The sequence below is a fragment of the Collinsella sp. CLA-AA-H302 genome, assembly GCF_040093305.1.
Taxonomy (GTDB): Bacteria; Actinomycetota; Coriobacteriia; order Coriobacteriales; family Coriobacteriaceae; genus Collinsella.
Genome location: NZ_JBBNJW010000005.1, coordinates 127,802 through 154,553, shown reverse-complemented (window position 1 = coordinate 154,553; position 26,752 = coordinate 127,802). Strand labels below are relative to the sequence as shown.

Below are 26,752 nucleotides of genomic sequence, written 5' to 3'. Positions count from 1 at the left end.
TTTTACTACGATTTCGATGGTTTACGACGGAAAGGGCTGAGCCATGAAGCTCGCGCTTGCACAGATCGATATGCGCCTGGGTGATATTGAGGGCATTTGCGGCCGCATCGAGGACCAGGCTCGTCTGGCCCACGAGCGCGGGGCGCGCGTGCTGTGCGTTCCGGCTCCGCTCTTTATGGGCGCCATGCCCGGTGGCCTGGTGGGCGCTGCCGACTTTGAGCACGACATGCTTGCCGGCTTGACTGGTGTCGCCGAGCGCATCCAGGAGCTTGACATGATCTGCATCGTGCCCGCGGCGGTTTCGTTTGAGGGTCAGCCGCTGCTCGACTACATGATGCTCAAGGACGGTCATGTGGTGCCGGCGCGTTCGAGCATTGCCCTGCAGCGTGGCGAGAACAACGACACGCGTTGGGCGCCGCCGGTGTTCGACGTGGACGGCGTGCGCATCGCCGTGATTTTTGACTTGGACCGCGAACTCGAGATGTTGCCGACCGGTGTTGACCTCATTGCGTATTTCCAATTCAATGCGTTTGACATGACCGACCGCGAGACTGCCGCCATTGCCGCCGTTCGCAGCGGCGCCTACCGCAAGATCGCATCCAAGCGCAGCGTGTGGTTTGCCTGTATGGCGCCGGTCGGTGCTTATGACGAGTCGGTGTATACCGGCGGTTCGTTTGTGCTCGACGACTGTGGTCGTGTGGTGGCCCAGGCGCCGTGTTTTGAGGAGAGCCTGCTGGTTCAGGAGATTCAGCGCGGCGTGATGCTCGATGCCCTGGAAGATCACGAACTGCCCGAGTTCCGTTCCGAGGAATGGCTGTGGCAGGCGCTGGTGCTCGCCGTGCGCGACAACGCCCGAGCCCACGGTGCGTCGCGTGCTGTGGTGGCGCTCGAGGGCGACTTGCCGTCGTCCCTGCTGGCGGCGCTGACCGTCGACGCTCTGGGCCCGCGTAATGTGATTGGCCTGGTGCTGGGGCGCAACCGTATCTTTACGCCGGCGCAGGAAGAGGCCGAGGCTGTCCGCTGTGCCGCCGTCCGCGCCATCGCCGAGCGTCTGCACATTCGCACCGTCGAGCGCGATGCACCGGATGCGGCGCGTGTGCTCGATCGCGACGTGTCGGCGGGCGATGCCGAGCGTCTGCGCTCGCGCACGCTGGGCCTCATGCTGGAGGACACGGCGCTCGAGCTGGGTGCGATGGCGCTGAGCCCGCTGTCCAAAACCGAGTACGCGCTGGCGGCGCCGGCGCTTTGCGGCGGCTACCAGGGCGATTACGCGCCCTTTGGCGATGTGTACCTGTCGACGCTTGAGTTTGTGGCGCGTGTGCGCAACCGCACGTCTGCCGTGGTGCCCCAAGAGCTCGTGACGCTCAACGCGGTGGAAGATTGTATGGAGCGAGTGCTGGCGCAGGCGCTCTCGACGCTCGACGGTCCGGTCGATATGCTCGACCGCGCGGCACAGCTGCTCGGCGGGCTTGAGCCGGGTGAGGTCGATGGCGCGCTCGAGGCGCACGTGGACCGCAATCGATCTTTCGACGACATCCCGATGGCCGCTGGCAAGCCTGAGGCCTGCTCGCTGCTGCTGATGCTCGTGCGTCAGGGCGAGGCCGCCCGCCGCATGCTGCCGACGGCGTCGATCGTCTCAGCCCGTTCGTTTGTCGAGCGCGCCTGGCCGTACATGCTCGCGTGGTCCGACCTGGGGCTTAACGGCAAGGAGCGTATGACGGTCGATTCGCTGGCGCGCGCCGAGGTGCGCCGTTTTGCTGACGAGGATACGAGCGAGCGCGTGCGAAACGAGATGATGGGCGTGCTGGGCGAGCTACTGGGTATTTCGCCCGAGCAGATGGAGGAGCTGCGCTCCGAGGACGGCCAGCGCCGCCTGCACGAGGGTATGAAGAAGTTTGAGGGCGAGGTCCAGGACGCCATCGATAAGATGATGGGCGGCCAGGGTGGCCCGCAGGGTGGCCCGATGCCGCATCCGCCGGTTGATCCCCGACAGTTCCCCTTTTTCTCTCAAAATTAACTATGGGATAGGGGCAAGGTTACGCGGTTTTGCCAAACCGCGTAACGAGTCGACGCTGCGCGAGCCCCTGCCGGTCAATCTGCCGCTCAAACCGTCGCTTGCGTACAGAAGTACGCGGCGCTCCTCTTTCGCGACACCTTGCCACGGCAGGGACTCGCTCGCTGACTTATGCTCAACCTATGGTTCAACCTTGCTTGCTAGATACGGTCTCTGTTGTGTTATTCTAGAACAGACGTTCGTGAATGATGCTCGGGGCCTTGCCTTGTGCTGTATTTGTGACGAGGGGAGGTTGGCTTGGTCATTTTGGGTATCGACCCCGGTTTGGCCCATACGGGCTGGGGGATTATCGAGGAGCGACGTGGCGAGGTTCGCTGCCGTGCCTACGGTTGTATCGAGACCAGCGCGGGCAGCCCGCTCGCGGTGCGCCTGTCGCATATCGCCCATGACCTTAAGGATGTCGTCGAGCGTTATCGACCCGACACGGCTGCTGTCGAGAGTATCTACTTTGGCGCCAACGTTCGTTCGGCCATCCCCACGGCACATGCCCGCGGCGCTGCGCTTGTGGCGCTTTCGGAATGCGCGCTCGAGATTGGCGAGTACACGCCTATGCAGATTAAGCAGGCTGTTGTGGGCACCGGAGCCGCGGACAAACGGCAGGTCGCGTATATGGTTCGTACGCTCACGCAGCTCGACCACGACCCGCATCCCGACCATGCCGCCGATGCCCTGGCTTGCGCCATCTGCCACGTAAACCTCAGCCGCACCCGTGCCCTTACCGGTGGCGAGTTCTATCAACAGAGAGGAACCGGATACTGATGATTTCCCAGCTCCATGGAACGCTTGTCGAGGCCACGATGAGCTCGGCCGTCGTCGACGTGTCGGGCGTTGGCTTTGAACTCGGCATCTCGGGCAGCACTGCGGCCACGTTGCCGACGCCCGGCGGCGAGGTCCGCCTCTACACGCGTATGCAGGTGCGCGAGGACGCCATGACACTTTTCGGTTTTTCTTCAAAGGATGAGCGCACGATGTTCGACCGGCTCGTGTCCGTCTCGGGCGTTGGCCCGCGCTTGGCGCTCGCCGTACTTTCCACCTATACCGTGGGACAGCTGTATTCCCTGGTGATGGCCGAGGACGACAAGGGCATGGCCAAGGTGCCCGGCGTGGGCAAAAAGACCGCCCAGCGCCTCATCTTGGAGCTCAAGAGCACCTTTGCCAAGGACAAGGGCTTTGTGCCGGTCGATGCGATCCCCGGTCAGGTTGCGATGCCCGTGCCCGCCGCCGCTCCTTCGGCGATCGATGACGCCCGTGCGGCACTCCTTTCCATGGGCTTTAGCCCGCAGGAGACCGATGTCGCTCTGAGCGGGTATGATGGGCAGGATATGCGTGTCGAGGATTTGCTCGGCGCGGCGCTTAAGCGACTCGGAATGGATGCGTGATGTGGGAAGCCGATGACTCTCAGGACCTGTGGGCGACGCCCGGCAACTCGCCGGCGGCATCCATGGCGCACGGCGAGCGCATGGTGGGCTCGGAGCTGACGGCCGAGGACCTCGATGTCGATCGCACTTTGCGCCCCCAGCGCCTGGACGATTACTGCGGCCAGGAGCATATCAAGCAGAGCCTGCGCGTGTTGATCGAAGCGGCGCAGAGCCGTGGGGAGACGCTCGACCACGTGATCTTCTCGGGTCCTCCGGGCCTGGGCAAGACCACGCTGGCCACCGTAATCGCCAACGAGTTGGGCGCTCAGATAAAAACGACGAGTGGCCCGGCCATCGCGCGTACGGGCGACCTGGCGGCCATCCTTACCAACTTGCAGCCGGGTGACGTGTTGTTTATCGACGAGATCCACCGTCTTAACCGCTCGGTCGAGGAGGTCCTGTATCCCGCTATGGAGGACTTTGCACTCGATATCGTGATCGGTAAAGGCCCGGCCGCACGATCGATTCGCCTGGATATCCCCAAGTTTACGCTGGTGGCGGCAACGACCCGCTCGGGTATGCTGACTGGCCCGCTGCGCGACCGCTTTGGCATTTCATATCGCCTGGATTACTACACGGTCGAAGAACTCGCGCAGATTGTGACGCGCTCGGCGTCCATCCTGGGTGTGACAATAGACCATCCGAGCGCGCTCGAGATCGGCTCACGCTCGCGTGGCACGCCGCGCTTGGCTAACCGTTTGCTCAAGCGCGTGCGCGACTATGCGCAGGTGCGTGGCAACGGCCCCATTGAGCTTGATATTTGCCGTCAGGCGCTCGAGTTCTTTGAGATCGATGAGCTTGGTCTGGACTGGATGGATATTCGCATTTTGGAGACACTCGCTAAGACGTTCTCCGGACGTGCCGTGGGCCTGACAACGCTTGCCAGCGCGGTGGGCGAGGACCCGGGAACGCTCGAGGATGTCTATGAGCCCTATCTGCTGCAGTGCGGCTTGATGATTCGCACGCCTCAGGGCCGCCAGGCAACGCTTCGCACCTTTGAGCACTTGGGGATTGAACCTACCATTTAGGGCGCTTTGTTTTGGCGGGCTGTTAAGCTATCGCTGAGCATTGGATAAACATATCGCCATTCATCGGTTACGGGTGTTTTACTATTGCGCGCCCGTGCTATGCTGAATTGGTCTTTTTCTCATTCGGTAACGAAAGGACCGCCTATGCCTACTGACATCGAAATCGCACGTTCTGTCACGCCGCTGCCTATTACCGAGGTGGCCAAGAACGCCGGCGTCGACGTTAAGCACCTGATTCCGTACGGCTTCGACAAGGCTAAGGTCGATTATTCACTGCTCAACGAGCCGACTGATCACCAGGCCAAGCTCGTCCTCGTGACCGCTATCAACCCAACGCCTGCGGGCGAGGGCAAGACCACCACGACCATCGGTCTGGCCGACGGCCTGCGCCGTCGCGGCGTCAAGAGCGCCGTGGCCCTGCGCGAGCCTTCGCTCGGCCCCGTCTTTGGCGTTAAGGGCGGCGCTGCCGGCGGCGGCTGGGCTCAGGTCATCCCCATGGAGGATATCAACCTGCACTTTACCGGCGACTTTCATGCCATCGGTGCTGCCAACAACCTGCTGGCCGCCATGCTCGACAACCATATTCAGCAGGGCAACCAGCTCGGTATCGATGTTAAGCGCATCACCTGGAAGCGCGTCGTCGACATGAACGACCGTCAGCTGCGCCATGTCATCGACGGTATTGGCGGCAAGGCCCAGGGCGTGCCGCGCGAGGACGGCTTCGATATCACCGTTGCCTCCGAGGTCATGGCAATCCTGTGCCTGTCTACGAGCATTAACGACCTCAAGGAGCGCCTGGGCGAGATCGTCGTCGGCTACAGCTTTGCCGGCGAGCCCGTCCGTGCCCGCGACTTTAAGGCCCAGGGTGCCATGGCCGCGTTGCTTAAGGACGCGCTCAAGCCCAACCTGGTGCAAACGCTCGAGGGCACGCCCGCGTTTGTCCACGGCGGTCCCTTCGCCAACATTGCCCACGGCTGCAACTCTATCATGGCCACGCGTATGGCGATGCGCTTTGGCGATGTCGCCATTACCGAGGCCGGCTTCGGTGCCGATCTGGGTGCCGAGAAGTTCCTCGACATCAAGTGCCGTATGACGGGCGTTCGCCCCAGCGCCGTCGTGGTCGTCGCGACCGCTCGTGCGCTGAAGTACAACGGTGGCGTCGCCAAGGCCGACCTCAACGAGGAGAACCTCGAGGCACTCAAGGCCGGCATGCCCAACCTGCTGCGTCACGTCGACAACATCCAGAACGTTTATGGTCTGCCCTGCGTAGTCGCCATCAACCGCTTCCCGACGGACACCGAGGCCGAGCTTGCGCTCATCGAGTCCGAGTGCCAGAAGCTCGGCGTCAACGTTAAGCTATCCGAGGTCTGGGCCAAGGGTGGCGAGGGCGCGCTCGAGCTTGCCGATGAGGTCATGCGTCTGATTGAGCAGCCGAGCGAGCTCAAGTTTGCCTATGAGGACGGCGCCGATGTGGCCGACGCTCTTGAGGCCATTGCCACCAAGGTCTACCGCGCCGACGGCGTCGACTTTACGCCGGCCGCCAAGCGCCAGCTCGCCGAGCTGCGCGAGAACGGCTTTGGCAACCTGCCGGTGTGCGTGGCCAAGACGCAGTACAGCTTTAGCGACAACGCCAAGGCCCTGGGCGCTCCCGAGAACTTCCGCATCACGGTGCGCGAGCTCAAGGTTTCCGCCGGTGCCCACTTTGTGGTCGCATTGACTGGCAGTGTTCTGACCATGCCGGGCTTGCCCAAGGTCCCCGCGGCTGAGAACATCGACGTCGACAGCGACGGCAACATCACCGGCCTGTTCTAAGCCTGTTGCCCCTAGCTGCCTGCCCGCCCCGCCGTGCCCCCAAGGCCCGGCGGGGCTTTTTTATCCTTAGGCCCGCGCATGTCTTGTAGATACCGACGGGCTCTGCCCATCATAGGCTTTTGCGCGGGTAGAATGCATGGATAACTTGATGCTCACGCGCGACGGAAAGGAATCGTTGCATGGATCAGGACAAGACAACCGTGATGGGCGGCTACGGTTCCGCGCAGGCTGGCGATAGCGCCGATGCGACCCGCGTTGTTCCCAACCTCGGTTATACCGACCCCGCCGCGACGCAGCCTTCTGCCGAGCCCACCCGGGTTATGGGCTATGGCGACACGGCGCAGGATTCTTACGCTACATCTTCGCAAGGCCCCTATGGCAACGCAGCTCCAGATCCGTTTGATTACGCGCCGCAGGATTCTTATGCTGCCTCGACGCCGAATCCCTATGACAACCTGCCGCAGAATCCCATTCCGCAGCCTCAGCAGACGACGTATATGCCTCGCACGGCGCAGCCTCGCTACGAGTCGCGCGAGCCGTATCGCGAGTACCCCAAGTCGATTCCGCAATATGGCGAGGACGAGGAGAAGAAGCCGTCGCGTTCGTCGAGCGTGATCAAGAAGATCCTCATCGTACTGGCGATCTTCTTTGCGCTGTCGGTTGTGTTTGCCATCGTGTCGGGCATGCTTAACAAGCGAGGGAGTTCAACGGCCGATACCGCTGTCGAGCAAACCGAGTCCGCCTCGTCTAGCACCGTCGATCTGAGCGATATCCCGGGGCAGTACTGGTCCAACGCCAAGAAGATCCTCAAGTCGCGCGGCGCCGATCTTTCGAATGCCGTGGTCCTGACTGATGATGGCTCAACGCCCGTCATCGATGCCAACTGGGTCGTTACTTCTGCTTACTATAACGACAGCGGCAACCTCGAAATTCAACTCACGCACAAGAATAGCTCGGGCAACTCACCCGACGGCCAAAGCGGTACCGACAGCTCGAGTTCCAATACGTTGGAGGACTTGAGCAACAAGGCACAGGAGCTTGGGGATAAGGCCCAAGAGCTGGGCGACACGGCCCAGAACCTGGGCGATACCGCGCAGAACTTGGGCGGCATGGCGACGGATGCCTGGAACGCCCTACAAAACGGCATCTCGGGCACGCAGGGAAACTAGCTGTTAAGCGGGCTACAGCTGCTCGGCCGGACGGTCGGGCGAGCTAAAGCCCGAGTCAAACGTAACGACGCATGAGGCATTGGGTCGGCGCTCGTGCACGATGCGCGTGACGAGCTCCAGCAGCTCCTCGTCGGATATGTCAAAGCCGTCGGGACGCACAAGGTCAAACGAAACGAACCCGTCGTGCTCGTGCAGGTCGTGGATGGAGAGCGCGGGATCGATCTGCGTAACGCCACGCTTGACCCAGCCGCGTAGGTCGTCGCCGGTGGTGGCGATGGGGTCGCAGTGCAACGTGATGCCAATGCCCATCTGGCGCTTGATGTCGTGCTCGAGGGTGTCTAGGATCTCGTGGTGCTCAAATGCGTCGCCCTCGCCGGGCATCTCCACGTGGGCGCTGGCAAACTGACGACCGGGGCCGTAGTCGTGCACCATCAGGTCGTGTGTGCCCAAGACCTGGGGGTACGACATAATCCTGTCGCGGATTTCCTGGACGAGCTTGGGGTCGGGCGCTTGTCCTAACAGCGGGCTGATGGCGTCGCGCACCAGGCCCAGGCCGCTGATGCAGATGAAGATGCCCACACCCAGGCCTGCCCAGCCATCGAGGTCAAAGCCGGTCGTCTGCGAAATAAGCGCCGCCACCAGGACCGAGCCCGAGGTGATGACGTCGTTTTTGGAGTCCTGCGCCGTGGCGATGAGCGTCTCGGAATCGATGCGGTTGCCCAGCGTGCGGTTGAACGCTGCCATCCAGAGCTTAACGAGCATGGACGTAGCCAGTGCCGCAAGGGAAATAAACGTGTAAGCGGTGGGCGAGGGCTTGATGATCTTAGTGACCGACTCGAGAATCAGGTTGATGCCGACGGCGCAAACCAGGACGGCGACGAACAGGCCGGCTAGGTACTCGTAGCGGCCGTGACCATAGGGGTGGCCTTCGTCTGCCGGGCGGCTGGCAAGGCGGAAACCGAGCAGGCTCACAATGTTGCTCGAGGCATCGGAGAGGTTGTTGAAAGCGTCGGCGATGAGGGAGACGGAGCCGGCGAGCAGACCCGCGATGCCCTTGGCCAGGCACAGGGTGATGTTGAGGCCAATGCAGACGAGGCTTGCGGAAAAGCCCGCGTTGGTGCGGCAAGATGCATCGACCGGCTCGCTCTCGCTGCCGGGAACAAGCGTATGTACCAGCCGATTTACAAATAGCATAGCGGTCGTCCTCACAATCATGTTTAAGGGGATAGTGTAGCTCGCACGGGGGCGCCGTGCGCCGATGCTCAGAAAATGCAGCAATAGTCTGCCGGTGCTAACGAGCGAGCCTTCTCGTCTGCCTGGGTGGTCCATTTTGGGCCACATGGGTATGGGCATGTGCCTGCTTGCTCGACATACTTAATGTCGACAGCCCCTGTGCAAAGGAGGAAGTTTCCATGGACGAGATGTTTGCCATTAAATGTCAAAACTGCGGCGGCCCTATGTACTCGCACCAGGCTAAGCGCAGCTTTGAATGCGCCTATTGCGGCACGGTGGTTCCGTGGCAGGCGGACGCCGGAGAGCCCAAGAGCGCTTTGGGTATTCGCCATACGCCGTTGACGGTGGTGGATGGACTGCTCAAACTCACGCATGTGTCGCAACTCGAGCGCCCGCAGGACCCGGACTGGTATTTCTTCAATGCGCACTGGCGCAATCAGTCGGTCCTGGAACATCTGCTGTGGGAGGATCGCGGCACGGCGCAGGAGTTCCAAGAGGCCACGCATGTGAGCATTCCTTGCCCCTTCTGCGGAGCGTCCTTTGAGGGCGAGTCAACGCAGCGTGTGTTTGAGTGCCCGTCCTGCGGCAATAAGATCGGCATTGCGGACCTGCTCAAGCCGGGGACGTTTAGCAAGCGCCTGACCATGGGCGTTGGTGCGGAGTATGTGCCCGAGCAGGGTATTCCCTGCGAAATCTCGCCGCAGCAGGCACGTGCCAACGCGCTGCAGCTGGTGCGCCAGTATCCGGATGCCTTTGCCGGGCACGACGTGGAAGACGCGATCCAAAACGACATGATGCTCTTCTATTTCCCCATGGCGCTGGCGGACTTGCGCATGATGGCGAGCTTCCCGGGCAAGGGCCTGAGCAAGGAGGCCTTGGTGTACTACGAGGTGCTCGACTGGGCATACCCCAGGGCAAACTACCTGGACGTTCGCCTCATGGGCATTTTGGAGCCGTGGGACTTTGCCAAGGTCGGTCCGTTCGATCCCGCCATGCAGGAAGGTGACTTTCGCGTTGTCTCAGTCGATGCGTCTACCAAGGACCAGGTGGTCATTGATAAGTTGGCGCTCGACGTTGCGGGCAACGACGCCGAGGCTGTACTGGGGCTCAATAAAAAGAGCATTCGCATGTGGGCGCGCAAGGCCCGCAAACATAAGGACGGCCTGGTGATGGTGCCGGTCTACTTTGTCGATCGTCCGGCGACAGACGGCCGCGATGGCGAGCAGGTGCGCATTGCCGTAAACGGCCAGACGGGCCGCGCGGCCGCGGTGGTGTTTAGCGACAAGCGCGAAACGCATATCGTGGCGCCGCTCAGCCCGAGCCTGCATCTGTCCGGTGAGAGCACCGTGCACGCCACGCCCGTCGAGGTCAAATACGTTAAATCGCCCTTCCTGTACCAGATCGTGCGCCGTGGAGGCGGCGAGCAACCGCGCCAGGTTGCAGCCGCCGTCGAGGGTTCCTACCGAGAGGAGAAGCCCAAACGCCGCGGTCTGCTGGGTGCGCTATTTGGGAAGTAGGGGAGTAGCACCGGTTGTTGCCGTAAGGTGATGGCCGGGGGTGCGGGGCAGCTCTCAGGAGTGCGGGCTGCCGTCTGATTGTTTGAGGGTGCCAGATGTAAATAAACAGTGGAGCGGCTGCAAAAGAGCCTCCTCACTGGGTAAAATCAGGTTGTGCCGCGGAACCCGCTCCTCAGCTAGTCACACTTCGGAAGCGCGGGCAACGCAGGTATTATCGTCTAAAGGGCCGGCTGCAACCGGCCCTTTTCTGTGGCAGCCAATGGACCCACATCAGACGAAGGCCGCGTCTTTGCCTGTCAGGTCACGCTCGCCAGCCACGGCTAGAATGTCGTTGCCGGCGTCCATGACCGGTATTGTTTCGTAGCGTGCGTCGCAACCGCGAGTGCGCCTGCGACGGCTGCGGTGGCTTCGGTCGCAACGTGCTGCTACCCTTGCGTTTCGCCATTGGTCGCTTCGTTGATGGCGCGGTACTCGGCGCTTAGTTCGCGCGCCAGCTCTTCCTTGCTTGGAAGATACGGCAGGTATTTGGCGGCAAACACTTGGTCGTTGTCTTCGGGCAGCGTGTACTCGACAATCGAATCGCTTTTGTCCGCGCAGAGCACGATGCCTATGGGCGGATTGTCGCCTTCGTTCATGAGCTCGCGCGTGTAGTAGTTCACATACATTTGCATCTGGCCCAGGTCCTGATGCGTAAGGTCGTCCGTCTTAAGGTCGATGAGCACGAAGCAGCGCATCAGATAGTTGTAAAAAACAAGGTCAATATAGAAATGGCGCCCATCAAAGGTGATGCGCTTTTGGCGCGCCTCGAAAGCGAAACCACGGCCAAGCTCCAGCAGGAACTTCTGAAGATGCGTGATGAGCGCCTGCTCTAGATCGCTCTCGCGAAACGCAGTATCGTCCGAGAAACCTAAAAACTCCAGTACATATGGGTCGCGGATGATATCCTCGGGGCGACGAGCCGGGGCGCTCTTTTGGATTTCCTGGGTGACGGCCTCCTTGTCCTTGCTGGCAAGTAGGCGCTCGCGGAACATGGTGTTGATCTGGCGTTCGAGCTGACGCGTGCTCCAACGAGAATCGGCGCATTCGTTCATGTACCATGTTCGAGCATCAGGGTCGGTTATACGCGATAACCTGCGGTAATGTGTCCAATTCAATCCGGAACGCAGCGCGTTCCGGATTGGGAACGCAAGATAAAACTGACGCATGTATCTTAAGCTTCTGGCGTTGAAGCCTCTGCCAAAATCCTTAGTCAATCTAACGGCAAGTTCGTCGATCAGTGCATCGCCATACTTGGCGCGCTCCTCTCCGCCCTGTTCATCAACAATACTCTTGCCGATCTCCCAATATGCCTCAACCATCGCAAAGTTAACGGCGGTATAGGCCTTGTCGCGAGCGGCGTTGAGAATCGAGGAGACCTGCTTGTAAAAACCTTCGGGCACGATTGCCGATTCTCCACGGTTTACTAGTTCACCCATCACTGTCGCCCCACTTTCCTCTTGTGGAATGCATCTTTAACGCATTTAGTTTAAAGCCTCGCGCGGACACGAATTGCTATGTTGTCTGGCACCTTCGCATGGGAGCCTTGCGGTGGTTAAAATGTGACCATAGAGGCAGTTTTAGCGAACCCCGCGGGAGTGACGCGTATGGACAACAACACGCTGCTGTTCCAGGACAAAGGTTCGGGTAGGTTTAAAGACGTCAAGATCTACCCTAACCGCATCGAGGTGCTCAAGAAGGGCACTTTTGGTGGCAAGCACACCGAGATTGTCTATCTTAAGGACATCACGGGGGTCAACAGGATCAAGGGCCGCGACGTTTTCCTACGTAACAGGCTGTTGACTGCCTGTGTCTTTAGCCTGAGCAGCCGTGCGAAGGCCCAGGAGTTTGTTAACGCGCTGAACATGGTGATGTAGCCCATGGCGGCGTTCGGGCCAAGGTAAAAATCGGGGGCACAGAACGGTGTCCTGCGCCCCTCATTAAATCGATGTGTCCAAAAGGGCCGGCTGGCCTAATCGTCAACGTCTCCGTTGTCTTCGCGGTCATTTGCAAGCATTGCTGCGCCGGCGACCGTCGTCGCCACGGCGGCAGCGGCGAGCCCGGCGGCAATGCCGGAGCCGTCGCCCGTGTCGGCGAGTTTTCCGCCCGAGTTCTTGCCCTTGTTGCCCTTACCGTTCTTATCAGCGCTGCCTGCGTTGGAACCCGTGCCACCGTCGGTGCCGGTGCCGCCTGCACTGCTCGAGGCCGCTACGGTAAAGCTCGCGGCTCCGTCATTAGCAAGCTTGTAGTTTTGCGCCGCGTCGCCCAAAAGACCGTTCGCGCGCACCCAGTACGTTCCCGCGGTAAATGCCTCGCCCTCGACCATTGCCGTGCCCGGAGCGCCGTCCGCGTCGTGCACAAACTCGAGCTGAGCCGTGCAGGCATCGTTTTCGAGTTTGCCCTCGAGCAGCGCCGCGACCTTTGTGCGCACATCCTCGCCGGCCTTAAGGCCTTCGAGCCCCTCAAAGTGGGGTGTCAGTGCGCGCGGATCGATATCGATGGGCACGGATCCCTGCAGCCCCGTAACGGTCTCGTTGCCCAAGGCGTCGACATCCACGTATTCAATGGCAAACGCATGGCCCGAAGCTGTCGCGTTGAGCGCGTTGCTGCTGTCAGCAAGGCGGAAATGACCCTCGCCAACGGTCTTGCCATCCTGGAATGAGGCATCGCTCAGCGAGTCGCCGTACGTCATGCGCATGCGGGTCGGGAGATAGTACGGGAGATAGTACGAAGCCGTCTGCTTGTGCTCCGTATCGTAATTGCGCTGGTAGATGCTCCGGGCCAGCGCCGCATCAACAAAGTCGGATGCGATGATGCCAATGTGCTTGAGGTAATCTGACTTTGTATCCTCGGTGCCGCTGGGGTTGATGTACGGGCTCTTATACAGATGCTCGTTGACTACTCGTGCCGAGGTAAAAGGATTGCCTCCGTGCGACAAGCCCGTGCAGCTGGTGTAGTTGATAGACCAGCAGCGCTCCAGGACTTGCTCCTTGGCCCCGTTATCGTCCTCGACGTCCACCTTGTTGCACGTGCGCCCGGTCGTTTCCTTCAGCGCATTATCGACCCAGCTGAGCTTGTCGGTTCCCGTGAGTTTGTACTTGTCCTGGGCGTATACCTTGGTGCAATAGGGCTCTTTGTCGCCTGTTTCTCCCGCGGCTTCAAAGCCCCGCGCGTCTTGGACGAGACACATAGTGGCGCTGTCGGAGTGAGCCTTGATCTTGTCATCCCATTCGGTAAGGTCGAGGCCCCACGTGTGGCCGCTTACACTGTTGCCGGCGAGCCTAAATCGACGCAGCAGAACGATCTTTCCGCGCACCTCGTGTAGCGCGGGGATTCGGCTCGACGTATAGAACAGTTTGGGGTTGTCGTCCAAAACCTTGGCGAAAGCCGTCGTAACACTTTCGTCGGTAGCCTCGTCGTTGCCTCGTGATACAAGCATGATGAGCGCTTCTGTCGGGTTTTCGTTCAAAAACGTTTTGAAGTAGCCTATGACATCGGAAAGATGCATAAAGTACGCGTCTTTTTTGAGCAGGTAGTAATCCCCGTGGTCGATACCGGGGTCGTCGCCCTTTCCGAGCCGGATATCAAAATAGCGAATGCCTTCGAGCAACTGCGTGGGAATGTAATCCTGCTGGCATTTTACTTGCGAGGATTGGGGCTCAGTGTCGTTGTCCACGCTGCAGGTGCCCGAATCGTGCGTACCCGGGATGCTCAGCTCGTCGAGGAACTTGTTGTCGTCGACGTATTTCATCCAACATGGCCCATCGACGTAGCTGCTGTACGTGATCCAGTCGAGGCTGCTAACCGTGGCATCGTTCTTTTTCATGTCGTAACCGATAAGTTCGAGCTCCCACGGAATGCTCTTACTCTTATGGCAGATCTTATTGTTGTCCTGGTCTTCGCCGTTCGATTCTATTGCCAGGTACTTAATGTCTTTTTTCTCGGTTTCTTTCTCGACCGTGCGGTCTCGGATGATATAGGTTCCGTTTGATTGACGCTCGAACGCAAAAGCGCGGCTGGGCTTGTTGTCATACTCGCCGCCCCATACGTGGATGACCTTTCCATCTTTGTCAGAGTCGTCGTCGACCGACCAAATGCTGTAGCCCGTCTTTTTATGCTCTTCGAAATTGAGCAAGGTGCGGATAGCATACCAGTTTGTATCGTCATTCTTGGTCGTTACGTTCTCAAGGATGAGCTTGCTGGACGTGCCGTCGTTAAACAGGTGGCAGACGTTGCCGCGAACGTTGCCGTCTTGGTTGACGCTCGCGGTGCGAAAATAGCCCGCGGGGCGAAGGCGAATGACGAACTTGTCGAGGGTGGCCGCCGGTGTGGGCGTGTCTTCTGCAAATGCCGCGCGCATGGGAAGGCCCAATCCCGCGGTTTCGGGCAGGCTTGCAAGCGGCGACAACGCCGCAAGTCCTAGGCCCAGCGTAAACGCTCGACGACTGATGGCGTGGTGTTCGGTCATAACTCCTCCATTCGCAGGGTGCGGTAATGCGCTCATTTTGGTCACTATACTGCCCGGATGTTTAAAGGTGTCGGCTTAAATTGTGTGCGCGGCGCTATAAATCGGCGGGCGGACGTGTTTGGGTGCTTGCCGTTTTCGTACCGTTGCCACATTTGGGGTGGTTCCGGCGTCCGGCATCCTCGCGTTCGTCAGGTGCCGGCATAAGAAAGGGAGGGTCGGTTTACCGGCCCTCCCTTAGTACGAAACGCTGGGGCACCGTCGCTTGTTTGCACTGCGCCCGTGTTTCCCGCTGCGCTCGCCAGTTGCTTAGCGCTTGATCTCGATATCGTCGAGCTTGACGTCCATGGCCTCGGTCTTGGCTTCGGCGATGTCGTCGGCAAATTCCAGAGACTTCATCATGGTCTCGACGGCGTCCTTGTGCTCCTCGACGTTGTCGATGCTCACGTATACGCTGCCGCCGCCTGCTTCGGTGAAGTACTCAGTCGTCACGCCGCCCGAGTGTGTATAGGAAGCGTTGCGCCAGGTCTTGCCGTTGTACTTGACGGGATCATTCTCGGTCCACTCAAAGTTGGCCTTCCATTTGGCCTCGTAGTCGAACAGCTCGTCAGCGTTCTTGTCAGAGTCGAAGACGGGGATGAAGCGGTCGCTGGCGTGCTCGCTCTCGGTGAACTTAAACTGGGCCCTATCGGCCGTGTCGCCTGCGACGTCCGTGATTTCGACGCCCTCGGGCACCTCAACCTTAAACCAGATGAAGTCGGTCCTCATATCCACGGCTGGCTTTTCTGCGCCGCCGCCACCGCCACTGCCGGTAGCGCCGCCGCTTCCGCCGCAACCCACCAGGGCAACCGCGGCAAAGAGACTGATGCAGAGGGTGAGAATCGCAAAGGCCTTCTTTTTCATGGTCGTGTCCTCCTCGATCTGTAACCGCCCATGGATTACCTGCCTTTACTGTACGCGTGGACGGCTCGCTAGGGTGGGCCATGTGTCCCATTCTGAGGGCTGGAATTGCGCCGACAAGTGGCAATATGCGCGGGTCCAAAAGAGGGGAGGGCCGATGCTGTCGGCCCCCCCGGGTTGGGCGCCCGTTGTTTTAATGGGCGCATGCGCGCTGGTGCGCGTAGGCGCGTGCGGGTGTCCCGTTACTTGATCTCGATGCTCGAAATCTCGACTTCGCGTGCCTCGGAAACTGCCTCTGCCATGTCATCGGGGAACTCGATGGAGTTGAGGAGCGCCTCGGCTTCTTTCTTGTGCTGGTCGAAGTTCGAGATGAGGACGTAGACGCTTCCCGGCTCAACGTCGGTAAAGAGGAGGGTTGTGATGCCACTGTTGTCCTCGTACGTTCCGACGAGCCACGTCCTGCCGTTATACTCGACGGACCCGCCATCCTTCCACTGGAACGTATCCCCCTTCTTTTCCGCCTGGTCGGCGTGGGATTCCTCGGCAGTCAGCGCTTTTTTCCAAACGGGGATAAAACGATCGGCCGAGGCGTTCTCGTCTTCGGGGAAGGTGAGCTGGACCCTGTCGGCATTCTTGCCGGCGGAGTCGCTTACGCCGACGCCCTCGGGCATCTCGACCTTAAACCAGATAAAGTCGGTCTTCTTGGCGACGGGGGTCTTTTCCTTGCTCTCGCTCTTGGAGGCGCTGCTGCCGCCCGATGCGCTCCCGCCGCAGCCGACAAGGGCAAACGCGGCAAAGAGGGCGATGCAAAGGGAAAGGATCGATAGGGTCTTTTTCTTCATGGTGGCGTCCTCCTTGTCTGCCAGGGACATCGTGTGCCGCGGATTGCTGGGGCGGCGGTTGCGCGTGCACATGATGACTTTGTTTGCTGTGCGGTGATTCCTCCATTCGTCGTCCGGTGCCGTGATGAGCGTTGCCCCAACATGGGGCTCCTTACCTATATGTATGCCCCAGTTGCCGCTGCCCGGGAGTCTCGAAACGTGGGCCATGTGTCCCATGTTTGCGTTGGCATGGCCTATCGTTCGTCATAGAAATCCGCGATGGCCAGGTGCGCTGACGCCCATGTGCTTATGGGCTAGACTTAGCACCATTACGTGTTCGATGCGGTTGGTCGGCGGTTGCCGCCTGACCGATGTATATGACTTGAAGGTGCGTGCGTATGAGCCAAGAGATGATGGATAAAACCTGTCGAGAGTTTGCCGAGGCACTTGCCGCACGCGAGCCGGTTCCCGGCGGTGGCAGCGCGAGCGCCTTTGTGGGCGCGCTGGGCGCCTCGCTTTGTGGAATGGTCGCTCGTTATGGTGCGACCAATCCTGCGCTTGCCGATCGCGCGGATGACCTGACGCGCGCATTTGCCCAGGCAGATGAGTTGGCCCAGGAGCTTGTCGAGTTGGTTGCCGAGGACGTTCGTGCATATGGGCAGGTGTCCGCGGCGTACGGTATTCCGCGTGGCGATCCGGCTCGAGCGACCGCGATTCAGGATGCGCTGCATGTGGCCGCTATGCCGCCGTATCGCATTATGGATGCCTGCGGGCGTGCACTGGCGCTGCTCGAGGACATGGCCGACAAGGGTTCGCGTCAGCTGCTGTCCGATGTGGCGTGCGGCGCCGTGTTCTGCCGTTCCGCTATGCAGGGCGCGAGCTTGACGCTCTTTGCGAACACCACGTCTATGAAGGATCGCGCTCGTGCTGAGGAGCTCGAGACGGCGTGTGATGAGTTGCTCGACATGTGGTTGCCGCGCGCCGATGCGCTGGCGCGCCGCGCCGCCGACGCCGCAAGGAAGAGGGGATAGCCATGGCTGAACTGCTGAAGGGCGCCCCCGTTGCTCGCGCTTTGACTGAGGAACTTGCTGCTCGCTGCGTGGCTTTGCGCGAGCGCGGCGTTGTGCCGACGCTGGCTATCGTGCGCGTGGGTGAACGCGAGGACGACCTATCCTACGAGCGCGGTGCGCTCAAGCGCTGCGAAAAGGTTGGCATTGAGGCTCGCCGCGTTTTGCTTCCCGCCGATGTTTCGCAGGACGAGCTGTTGGCGGCCATCGAGGACATCAATACCGATTCGTCTGTTCATGGCTGCCTGATGTTCCGCCCGCTGCCCGCCGGCCTTGACGAGGACGCGGTTGCCGCGGCACTCGATCCTGCCAAGGACGTTGACTCCATGACGCCGGCTTCGCTGCTCACCACGCTTTCGGGGCGCGGCGAGGGTTTTGCCCCCTGCACAGCCGAAGCCGTGCTTGCTTTGCTGGATCATTACGGCGTTGAGCTGGATGGGGCCAAGGTCGCGGTCGTTGGTCGGTCGCTGGTGATTGGCCGTCCCGTTGCCGCCATGCTTACGGCTCGCAATGCCACAGTGACGACGTGCCATACGCATACGCACGACCTTGCTGCCGAGTGCCGTGCTGCCGACATTGTGGTTGCCGCCGTTGGACGCGCGCGTACGATTGACGTGGATGCGGTTCGAGAGGGCCAGACGATCATTGATGTTGGCATTAATTGGGACGAGGCCGCTGGCAAGTTGGTGGGTGACGTCGATTCTGATGCTGCGGAGCCGGTCGTTAACGCCATCACGCCCGTGCCGGGCGGCGTGGGCGCTGTGACGACGGCGATCCTCGCCAAACACGTGATCGAGGCGGCCGAGCGCGCATCGAAATAGGCGTTTTGGGCTGTTTGAGGGGTTAGCTCTATACCCCGTGGACAAAAAATGCCAAATATGAGTACTGTTGCCAAGATAGTCACATATTCTTTAGGTCAAATAGGCTCTCTAACGATATTTATTATCGATAAAGAGCCTATTTTATTGGACCTATGAGGAATTACATCATCTAATTTTTGAACAAATGTAGACTTTTGGCACCCATACGTAGCAAAATTGATGTTACTAAATTGGTGACAGTACTCACATTTGGCATTTTTTGACCACAGGGGTTGCCAGCGCCGCGGTTTCGCCCTTTCTGCGCCGAAGCGATACACTGTTATCGTTTGATTTCTTCGCTCAAGGAGGATGCGCATGCCGTGCACAACGATTTTGGTTGGTAAGAACGCGAGCTACGACGGGTCGACGTTGGTTGCCCGCAACGAGGACTCGTCCAACGGGGTGTTTGAGCCCAAGCGTATGCGCGTGGTGCATCCCGACGAGCAGCCGCGCGTCTACACGAGCGTCCTGAGTCACCTGACCGTTGAACTGCCCGATAACCCCATGCGCTACACGAGCGTCCCCGATGTTGTCCCGGGCCACGGCATCTGGGCCGAGGCCGGTTTCAACGAGCTCAATGTGGGCATGTCCGCAACCGAGACGCTCACCACCAACGAGCGCGTTCGCGGCGCCGACCCGCTCGTCGACTACGTGCCCGCCAAGGGCAACGAGGACGAGGACGGCTATGTTCCGGCGCAGCCCGGCGGTCTGGGCGAGGAGGACATGGTGACCCTGGTGCTGCCATATGCCAAATCCGCCCGCGACGGCGTACGCATTCTGGGTGACCTGCTCGAGCGTTATGGCACCTACGAGAACAACGGCATCGCCTTTAGCGACGTGGACGAGATCTGGTGGCTCGAGACCATCGGCGGTCACCACTGGATCGCCAAGCGCGTGCCTGACGACGCCTATGTGACCATGCCCAACCAGCTGGGTATCGACAGCTTTGACCTGGATGACGCCGAGGGCGCCCAGGCCGATCACATGTGCTCCGCCGACCTGCGCGCTTGGATGGCCGAGTGGCATCTGGACCTGACGCTGGGCGTCGAGGGCGACGGTCCGGCCGCGGTCTTCAACCCGCGCGAGGCCTTTGGCTCGCACAGCGACAGCGACCACGTCTACAACACGCCGCGCGCCTGGTATATGCAGCGCTGCCTTAACCCCAGCGATGTGTGGGACGGTCCCGACGCCGACTACACGCCCGAGAGCGACGACATCCCCTGGAGCCGCGTGCCCGAGCGCAAGATGACCATCGAGGATATCAAGTACGTGCTTTCGAGTCACTACCAGGGCACGGAGTACGACTGCTACGGCAGCAAGGGCACGCCCGCCACGCGCGGTGCCTATCGTCCCATCGGCATCAACCGCAACAGCCAGCTCGCCGTGCTGCAGCTGCGCCCCTATGCGCGGCCGGCCTACCGCGCCGTACAGTGGATGGCCTTTGGCTCCAACTCGTTTAACGCGCTCGTGCCGCTGTACGCCAACGTGGAGACCATGCCCGAGTACTATGCCGACACGCAGGCCCGCGTGACGTCCGAGAATTTCTACTGGGCAAATCGCCTGATCGGCGCCTTGGCCGACGTCCGCTTCCATGAGTGCGGCCGCGCCGTGGAGGACTACCAGGAGAAGGTCGGTGGCATGGGCCACAAGCAGATCCATGACGTCGACGCTGTCGTAGCCGCGCTGCCCGAGGCCGAGGTGCCTGCCGAGCTTGCACGCGCCAACGAGGCCTTTGCCGAGCGTGTTCGCGTAGAGACCGATGCTCTACTGGGCAAGGTGCTCTACACCACGAGCTGTGCCATGAAGAACTCTTTCGCGATGAACGACAACGTGAGATAGGGATTTTCCGTCGATCGAATAGCGCTAAAACGCTTTGTCGCTTTCACTCAATCTTGGGTACAAGAACGCCAATGCAGTTGTTTGTGATTGGAGACAACCATGGTTATGAAACTCGATCAGCTTGTTAACGGCGCCATCAACGTTGGCTTTGGCGCTGCCGCCGTTGCCGTCGAGGGCAGCAAGAAGGTTCTCGACGACCTCAGTACCAAGGGTGAGCAGGTGCGCAAGGACACTGCCACCCCCGATATCGCCCGCAGTGTGTCCGACATGTTCGAACAGGCCGGTGGCACCATTTCCGACCTGACCGAGCGCCTGGGCATACAGGGCGAGACCGCGGCACAGCGCGTACTCGACGAGCTCATCCTGGCTCGCGTCCGCGTTATGACCGCCCCCGAGCGCACGGCCTTCCTAGCCCATGTGCGCGACATCGTCGATTCGGTCGAGGATAACGTGACCTCGGTGCCCGTCGAGTCCGTTGAGCCCGACGATGCAGAGGACGCCGAAGAGGCCGAGTAAGCAGCGCAGATGGCAGATTCCACCACCGATTACAACAATCTAGATCCCTTGGGTGACGAGGCGGCGGTTGTCGATGAGGTCGAGACCGCCGTTTCGGGCGCTCGCAAAAAGCCGCGCGCTGTCGATATGGTCCCCGAAGAGCCCGACGCAATGGCGCCGGACGAGGAGTACCAGCTCACGCCGGCGGGCCGCCGCGAACGCATCGGGCAGATTGTTCGCCTGGTCAAAAAGTACCGCGTGTGGGACAACCTCACGCCGGTTCGTTTGCGCCGCCTGCTCGAGGAACTCGGCCCCATGTTCGTCAAGATGGGGCAGATTCTGGCTAACCGGTCCGAGATTCTGCCGCAACGCTTTTGCGACGAGCTGCGTCGTCTGCGCTCCGACGTGAAGCCGGTGCCGTACGAGGTCGTACTCAGTTGTCTGGAAGAAGAATACGGCCTGCGCCTGGGGGAGATGTTCGATGCGATCGACCCCAATCCGCTTGGTAGCGCATCGCTCGCGCAGGTGCACCGCGCTCGTCTGGTGACGGGTGAGGACGTGGCCGTCAAGGTGCAGCGCCCCGGTGCGCAGCAAGTTATGGCACAGGACATCGATATCATCCGCTCGGTGGTGCGTATCGTTTCCAAGTTCGTCAACACCGATCAATTTGTGGACCTGCACGGCGTGGTCGAGGAGCTGTGGACCTCGTTTCGCGAGGAGACCAACTTTTTAGCCGAGGCCAAAAACCTCAACGATTTCTATGAGTTCCACAAAAGCGTGCGCGGCGTGTCGTGCCCCAAGTCCTACCTGGACCTTTGCACCGAGCACGTGGTGGTCATGGACTACATCGACGGCATCTCCATCGCCGATCCCAAACGCCTTGAGGCCGAGGGCTATGACTTGGAAAAGATTGGTGCCGCAATCGTCGAGGACTACTCGACGCAGGTGCTCGACGACGGCTTTTTCCATGCCGACCCGCATGCGGGAAACATTATTCTCAAGGACGGCATCGTTTACTTTATCGACTTGGGCATGGTCGGACGCATGTCGAGTCACGATCGCGGTATCGTCAAGGACATGATTTTCGCCGTGGCCGAGGGTGACGTGCCCAAGCTCAAGGATTCGCTCATGCGCTTCGCCGTGACGCGTGGCGATTCGGCAGAGCTCGATCATTCAGCGTTTTTGTCCGATCTTGACTTTATCGTGGCTGACTTTGCGGGCCTTGACCTGAAGGATTTGGATATCGGCGAGTTTTTGACCTCGCTGTTAAACCTCGCGCGTAAGAATGATGTTGAGCTGCCGAGCGTGGTGACGATGTTCGCCCGCGGCATGGTGACGCTCGAGGGTTTGCTGACCGAGTATATGCCCAACGTCAACATGATTCAGATTATCCAGGCGCACATCAAAAACGAGAAGAGCACCTATGCGCGCGTACGTGATATGGGACGCGATCTTGCCGCGAGCAGCTATCGTGCGGCAAAAGGCTCGCTCGAGGCAGCCGAGTATCTGGGCTTGGCTTCGCGTATGCTCACGCGCGGCCAGCTTAAGGTGAACACGCAGATCATGAGCAGCGATAAGGCGCTGCGACAGCTAGGTGGGATTATCGACCGTATGTCGATGGCTATTGTGATCGCCGGCCTGTTTATCGGTTCGTCGGTGGTGTACTACGCGCGCATCGAGCCGGTTGTGTTCGGCATTCCGGTCATTGGCTTTTTGGGCTACGTGAGCGCGCTGGTGCTGGCACTTATGCTGGGCCGCAATATCTGGCTCAACAGTCACGGCGGCAAGCACTAGAGGCTGCGACCGTCACCGTATTTTCCTATCGCAAACAATGGCTTTTACCTTGGGCTTCGCCTGCGTGCGAGGCCCTTTTGCGTGATACCATACTGACGATAATAATCGATGGCCTAGATGGTGGTGCGGAGACGCACAAATGCGCGGTTTTCCTGCGCGTTTGGGAGAATCGGGGTGCAAGTCCCCGGCTGTACCAGTAACCGTAATTCCTCTTGGCTCGGGATGTTCGCGTCGCAGATCGGACGGCGCGCCTGAGCCGTTAAGGTTAAGTCGGATCGCCTCCCATCTTGCATGCGGCTGCGGCGTATGCTGCCGGTGTGCATAGGGCTCTGGAGGGAAGAGAGATCCCGATGGGGGAACTCGAGCGCAACATGCGCGATGACGTGGGGCAGCCTCAAGGCAACGCTCCAAGTACAGACAATGGGGGACAAATGGATATGTTTGAGGACGAGTGCGAACGCGCCTCGTTGCATCGCCGTGGCGCGATTGCACGCGGTGTAGCCAAGCGCGGCCTGGTGGCATTCCTGGCCTTCGCGATGGCCTTTGGCACCACGCCGGCTCAGCTGTGGGCCGAGGGCGCCGAGGGCATTGCCGAGGCCGTGGCTCAGGCTGCGACGCCGAGTGAGGACGCAGCGCTTGCGGGCGGTGCCGCCGAGCAGAGCGGCGCCGAGGTTTCAGATTCTGGGAGCGCGCCCGCAGCCAGTGCCGCCACAACAGGGGTGGCAGCTGGCGACGAAGGCTCGGCGACGGGGGAGAACCCTGCCGCGAGTGAGCAGTCTTCGACGGTAGCCGCTGACCAAGCAGGATCTGCCGCCGCGGCTGCCGTCCAGACGGAGAGCCCGACGGAAACCGGCGATGTTGCCAAGAAGCAAGTCGAGGTCTCGTTCTCGATTATCGGCACCGATGCCGACGGCAAGGCTCAGACCTGGGTGGCACCTACGCAGCTCAAGCTCGACGAGGGCGCGACGGCTGCGGATGCCTTTATTAAGCTGCAGGAGAAGACGGGCTTCAAGGCGGACTACGATCCGAACACGGCATACGGGTTCTACCTCAAAAGCATCACATCCCCGAGCGATGGCCGCACGCTTGCCTACGATCCGACGACTTATGCCTTCTGGCAGCTGTTCGTCGATGGCGCGTCTTCCTCGGTTGGCGCGAGCAGCGTCAAGCTCACCCAGGGGCAAAAGATTGAGTTTGCCTATACGGCTGGTAGCTCGTCCCCTGTCGTTAAGGACCAGGTTGCCGCAAATGTGACCGTCATTGGTCGCGATGCCCAGGGCAAGACTCAGACTTGGGTCGATAACGCGCAGTATGTGGTGACGTCCGGCTCGAGCGCACTTGACCTTACGAAGGTCGCGCTCGAGGCGAATGACATCGACGCCGTTGCTGCGGGCTCCTTCATTCTGAGCCTTAAGTACAACGGCGTTGAGCTGGGTACGCCGCTCGATTATTCGACCTATTGGCAGCTGTTCATCAACGGCAAGTCGAGCGACTTCACGGCAGACAATGTCACCATTCATGCTGGCGATACCGTTACGTGGTTCTACGGTGGCTGGGGCGACCAGTTGCCCTCTGATTCCGTCCATGCTTCCGTTCAGGTGCTTGGCAAGGACAAGGACGGCAAGCAGCAGGTTTGGGCTTCGACGGGCCAGACGAGTCTCAAGGCTGGTTCCACTGCTAAGGATTTGCTGGAGCAGACTGGCCTTAGGCTCGAATCTAGCGAATCGTCTCGGGGCTGGTTCCTCAGCGGCATTTATTCGCCGTTCGATGGTAAGTCCTATGGCTGGGATGCTGCGACCAAGAGCTATTGGCGCTTCTACGTAAATGGCAAGTTCGCCGACGTTGGCGCCGGTGCCTACAAGCTCCAGGAGGGTGACGCCGTCACCTTTATGTATGCTGGCGACAGCGATGCCCTCCCCGGTCAGGTTCTTGGGTCCGTCGATGTTATCGGTCCCGATGTCAACGGCAACAATACTCGCTGGGGCTCGGCAAGCAATGTTTCTCTGCCCGAAGGCTCTACGGCCCAGGACCTTATTGAGACGGTTCTGAAGGCGAAGAGCGTTGATTACAACGCCTCCCAGAGCGGTGCATACTGGTTCCTGAATTCCATTACTTCGCCGTTCGATCACAAGCCGTATGTCTGGGATGCTGCGACCAATAAATATTGGCATCTGTATATCAATGGAGAGCCCTCCTTACTCTGCGCCAATCAGATTACGCTCAAGAGCGACGATAAGGTTACGCTTGCCTATACCACCGACGATTCGCCCATGCCCGATCCTGACAAGATTGTCGTGGACCCGAGTGCGACGACTCCTGATTGGGATGCCGAGTGGGCCGGCTACGGCAACAGTGGCAACGGTTCGACCGTAACGGATGCCAAGACGCCTGCGCAGGCCGCTGGTCTTAAGTGGGCCTTCGATTGGAAGGCCGAGTCTGGCCAGCAGTATGCCAACTGCAGCGAGCCTGTCATTGCTAACGGTTTTGTGTACATCGCGACCGAGAACGAGCTCATTAAGATCGATTCGTCCACGGGTAAAAAGGTTGCCTCTGCGCCGCTTGCCTCCAAGGTGAGCTATACCTCTCGTCCGATCTATGCCAATGGCCTTATCATCGTTCCGCTCAACGGCGGTGCGGTCCAGGCGATTACTGCGGACAAGCTGATCTGCAAGTGGCTGACGCCTGGTTTGACGGACTTGACGCAGAGCTCCTGCACCGTGGTTTCGGATGGCGAGTACATCTATGTTGGTACGGTCGATATTTCGTATGACGAGAACTACAACGCGACCTACGGCAACGGCTCCCTGAAGCGTATCAAGATTGCCACGGGCGAAGTCTCTTGGCAGAACATTGACCCTTCCGAGGGCTATTATTGGACTGGTGCTGCGCTGACGGATAAGTACACCATTGTTCCTACGAGCGCGGGCACGCTTAAGTGCATTGATAAGACGACGGGCGATGTCGTTTCGACCATGAAGCTCGGCGCTGTCGCAAATGCCGATTGCATTGCCGATCCGTCCAATGGTTCGACCTTCTATCAGATGACGCACGACGGAATGCTCCATGTGATTTCGCTTTCGGCAAAGGGCGTGCTGAGTGAACAGAAGACGGTTGATCTGGGCCTTACGAATAATCTGAGCGCCCCTGCGGTGTCTGGTGACAATCTGATTGTCGGCGGACAGACGGCTACTGGCTCTGCTCTGGTTCTCTATAACCTGAAGACGGGTAAGACCACGATGGTCGCTGCTGCCGACGGCAAGGCGCTGCCGGCTGGCCTCAACGGTATTGCTGCTACTCCGCTGGTGAGTGTTCAGGGCGGCAAGACCTATGTGTACTTCACCGTTAACAGCGCGGATAGCAAGGATTACGTCAGCTACTCTGCTGGTGGTGGCGTGTATCGCTATACGCTCGGCGACGCAGAGGCGACGCAGATTTATGATGCGGCTGGCCATTACCAATACTGTGACTCTCCGGTCATTGCCGATGCTTCTGGCAACCTCTACTACATCAATGATTCGGGCACGCTGTTCAAGCTCGGGGCTGTTGAGTCTTGGACGGTTGCCTTTAATTCCAACGGCGGGTCTGCTTGCGACACTAAGTTTGTGGCTACGGCCGACGGCAAGCTGGTCAAGCCGGCCGATCCGACGCGCGATGGCTACACTTTCGGCGGTTGGTTCACCGATGAGACTTGCGCGCAGGCGTATGACTTCAGTATGCCGGTGACGGCCGATCTGACGCTGTATGCCAAGTGGACCAAGAATGCCACCAACCCTGGCGGCAATGGCGGTTCTGGCACTAATGGTGGCAACGGTGGCGCTGGCAACGGTTCCGGTGCTGGCACGGGCACGGGTTCCGGCTCCGGCACGAAGGGCCAGCAGGCCGGCGGCGCTATCGCCCCGGGTCATAAGCCGACGACCAAGACGACGGTGTCGACCAAGACCGAGACCAAGGACAACAAGTCCGACAAGAAGGACACCGATAAGTCCGATAAGAAGGACGAGAAGAAGTCTGACAAGAAGTCTGACAAGAAGGACAACAAGTCCGACAAGAAGTCCGATTCCAAGTCCGATACGGGTGCTGCTTCCACGACCACTGCTAAGAAGTCCTCTAGTGCCTCCGAGCAGGAGACTGGCACCAACCCGCTCGCCATTGTTGGCGTTGCCGCCGGCGTCATCGGTCTCGCCATCGTCGGCGTGTTCGTGTTCACCAAACGTCGGTAGGTGA

Annotated in this window: 19 protein-coding genes; 14 read left to right on the top strand and 5 right to left on the bottom strand. The window is 60.1% G+C overall.

Annotation, left to right across the window (positions count from 1 at the left end):
- Window positions 1-43: 43 nt before the first annotated feature.
- From AAAV21_RS05355 to AAAV21_RS05330, 6 genes are all read left to right on the top strand, one after another.
- On the top strand, window positions 44-2,017 hold the full coding sequence (locus AAAV21_RS05355) for a hypothetical protein (RefSeq protein WP_349107983.1): 1,974 nt from the start codon (window positions 44-46) through the stop codon (window positions 2,015-2,017).
- A gap of 294 nt (window positions 2,018-2,311) precedes the next feature.
- On the top strand, window positions 2,312-2,833 hold the full coding sequence (gene ruvC, locus AAAV21_RS05350; RefSeq protein WP_022095142.1) for a crossover junction endodeoxyribonuclease RuvC: 522 nt from the start codon (window positions 2,312-2,314) through the stop codon (window positions 2,831-2,833).
- Window positions 2,833-3,453, top strand: a complete 621-nt coding sequence (ruvA, locus tag AAAV21_RS05345; protein WP_117564493.1) for a Holliday junction branch migration protein RuvA — start codon at window positions 2,833-2,835, stop codon at window positions 3,451-3,453. The genes ruvC and ruvA overlap by 1 nt, the downstream gene beginning before the upstream one ends.
- The gene (ruvB, locus tag AAAV21_RS05340) at window positions 3,453-4,520 is read left to right on the top strand and encodes a Holliday junction branch migration DNA helicase RuvB (RefSeq protein WP_117629582.1); all 1,068 of its coding nucleotides are present in this window, start codon (window positions 3,453-3,455) and stop codon (window positions 4,518-4,520) included. Before ruvA ends, ruvB begins: the two co-directional genes overlap by 1 nt.
- A gap of 144 nt (window positions 4,521-4,664) precedes the next feature.
- Window positions 4,665-6,332: a formate--tetrahydrofolate ligase gene (locus AAAV21_RS05335; RefSeq protein WP_349107981.1), complete on the top strand. Its 1,668-nt coding sequence runs from the start codon at window positions 4,665-4,667 to the stop codon at window positions 6,330-6,332.
- Between the two features lie 179 nt (window positions 6,333-6,511).
- Complete coding sequence (locus AAAV21_RS05330) at window positions 6,512-7,501, top strand: hypothetical protein (RefSeq protein WP_349107980.1); 990 nt, start codon at window positions 6,512-6,514, stop codon at window positions 7,499-7,501.
- 12 nt (window positions 7,502-7,513) lie between these two features.
- Here AAAV21_RS05330 and AAAV21_RS05325 read toward each other — a convergent pair whose 3' ends face one another.
- Complete coding sequence (locus tag AAAV21_RS05325) at window positions 7,514-8,695, bottom strand: cation diffusion facilitator family transporter (RefSeq protein WP_349107978.1); 1,182 nt, start codon at window positions 8,693-8,695, stop codon at window positions 7,514-7,516.
- A 218-nt stretch (window positions 8,696-8,913) separates the two neighbouring features.
- Between AAAV21_RS05325 and AAAV21_RS05320 the strand changes: the two genes are divergently transcribed.
- Entirely contained in the window at window positions 8,914-10,251 is a 1,338-nt protein-coding gene (locus tag AAAV21_RS05320; RefSeq protein ID WP_349070699.1) for a hypothetical protein, read from the top strand.
- Between the two features lie 425 nt (window positions 10,252-10,676).
- On the opposite strand, the gene AAAV21_RS05315 is transcribed toward AAAV21_RS05320, so the two are convergent.
- Entirely contained in the window at window positions 10,677-11,726 is a 1,050-nt protein-coding gene (locus AAAV21_RS05315; protein ID WP_349107977.1) for a PDDEXK nuclease domain-containing protein, read from the bottom strand.
- 168 nt (window positions 11,727-11,894) lie between these two features.
- On the opposite strand from AAAV21_RS05315, the gene AAAV21_RS05310 reads away from it, so the two are divergent.
- On the top strand, window positions 11,895-12,164 hold the full coding sequence (locus AAAV21_RS05310) for a hypothetical protein (RefSeq protein WP_022095134.1): 270 nt from the start codon (window positions 11,895-11,897) through the stop codon (window positions 12,162-12,164).
- A gap of 95 nt (window positions 12,165-12,259) precedes the next feature.
- Here AAAV21_RS05310 and AAAV21_RS05305 read toward each other — a convergent pair whose 3' ends face one another.
- From AAAV21_RS05305 to AAAV21_RS05295, 3 genes are all read right to left on the bottom strand, one after another.
- Window positions 12,260-14,755: a phosphatidylinositol-specific phospholipase C gene (locus AAAV21_RS05305; protein WP_349107975.1), complete on the bottom strand. Its 2,496-nt coding sequence runs from the start codon at window positions 14,753-14,755 to the stop codon at window positions 12,260-12,262.
- Window positions 14,756-15,061: 306 nt separating this feature from the next.
- Window positions 15,062-15,655 (bottom strand): hypothetical protein, encoded by a 594-nt coding sequence (locus tag AAAV21_RS05300; RefSeq protein WP_349090023.1) that lies wholly within the window; start codon window positions 15,653-15,655, stop codon window positions 15,062-15,064.
- A gap of 239 nt (window positions 15,656-15,894) precedes the next feature.
- Window positions 15,895-16,494, bottom strand: a complete 600-nt coding sequence (locus AAAV21_RS05295) for a hypothetical protein (protein ID WP_147351026.1) — start codon at window positions 16,492-16,494, stop codon at window positions 15,895-15,897.
- Window positions 16,495-16,871: 377 nt separating this feature from the next.
- On the opposite strand from AAAV21_RS05295, the gene AAAV21_RS05290 reads away from it, so the two are divergent.
- From AAAV21_RS05290 to AAAV21_RS05265, 6 genes are all read left to right on the top strand, one after another.
- On the top strand, window positions 16,872-17,504 hold the full coding sequence (locus tag AAAV21_RS05290; protein ID WP_055250908.1) for a cyclodeaminase/cyclohydrolase family protein: 633 nt from the start codon (window positions 16,872-16,874) through the stop codon (window positions 17,502-17,504).
- Between the two features lie 2 nt (window positions 17,505-17,506).
- Window positions 17,507-18,361: a tetrahydrofolate dehydrogenase/cyclohydrolase catalytic domain-containing protein gene (locus AAAV21_RS05285; protein ID WP_117564484.1), complete on the top strand. Its 855-nt coding sequence runs from the start codon at window positions 17,507-17,509 to the stop codon at window positions 18,359-18,361.
- A gap of 354 nt (window positions 18,362-18,715) precedes the next feature.
- Window positions 18,716-20,239, top strand: coding sequence for a C69 family dipeptidase (locus AAAV21_RS05280; RefSeq protein WP_349107973.1), 1,524 nt, complete (start codon window positions 18,716-18,718; stop codon window positions 20,237-20,239).
- A gap of 99 nt (window positions 20,240-20,338) precedes the next feature.
- Window positions 20,339-20,755 (top strand): hypothetical protein, encoded by a 417-nt coding sequence (locus tag AAAV21_RS05275; protein ID WP_349107971.1) that lies wholly within the window; start codon window positions 20,339-20,341, stop codon window positions 20,753-20,755.
- Window positions 20,756-20,764: 9 nt separating this feature from the next.
- On the top strand, window positions 20,765-22,528 hold the full coding sequence (locus AAAV21_RS05270; protein ID WP_349107970.1) for a lipopolysaccharide core heptose(II) kinase RfaY: 1,764 nt from the start codon (window positions 20,765-20,767) through the stop codon (window positions 22,526-22,528).
- 431 nt (window positions 22,529-22,959) lie between these two features.
- Window positions 22,960-26,748, top strand: a complete 3,789-nt coding sequence (locus AAAV21_RS05265) for a DUF4430 domain-containing protein (RefSeq protein ID WP_349107968.1) — start codon at window positions 22,960-22,962, stop codon at window positions 26,746-26,748.
- The last annotated feature ends 4 nt before the right edge of the window (window positions 26,749-26,752 follow it).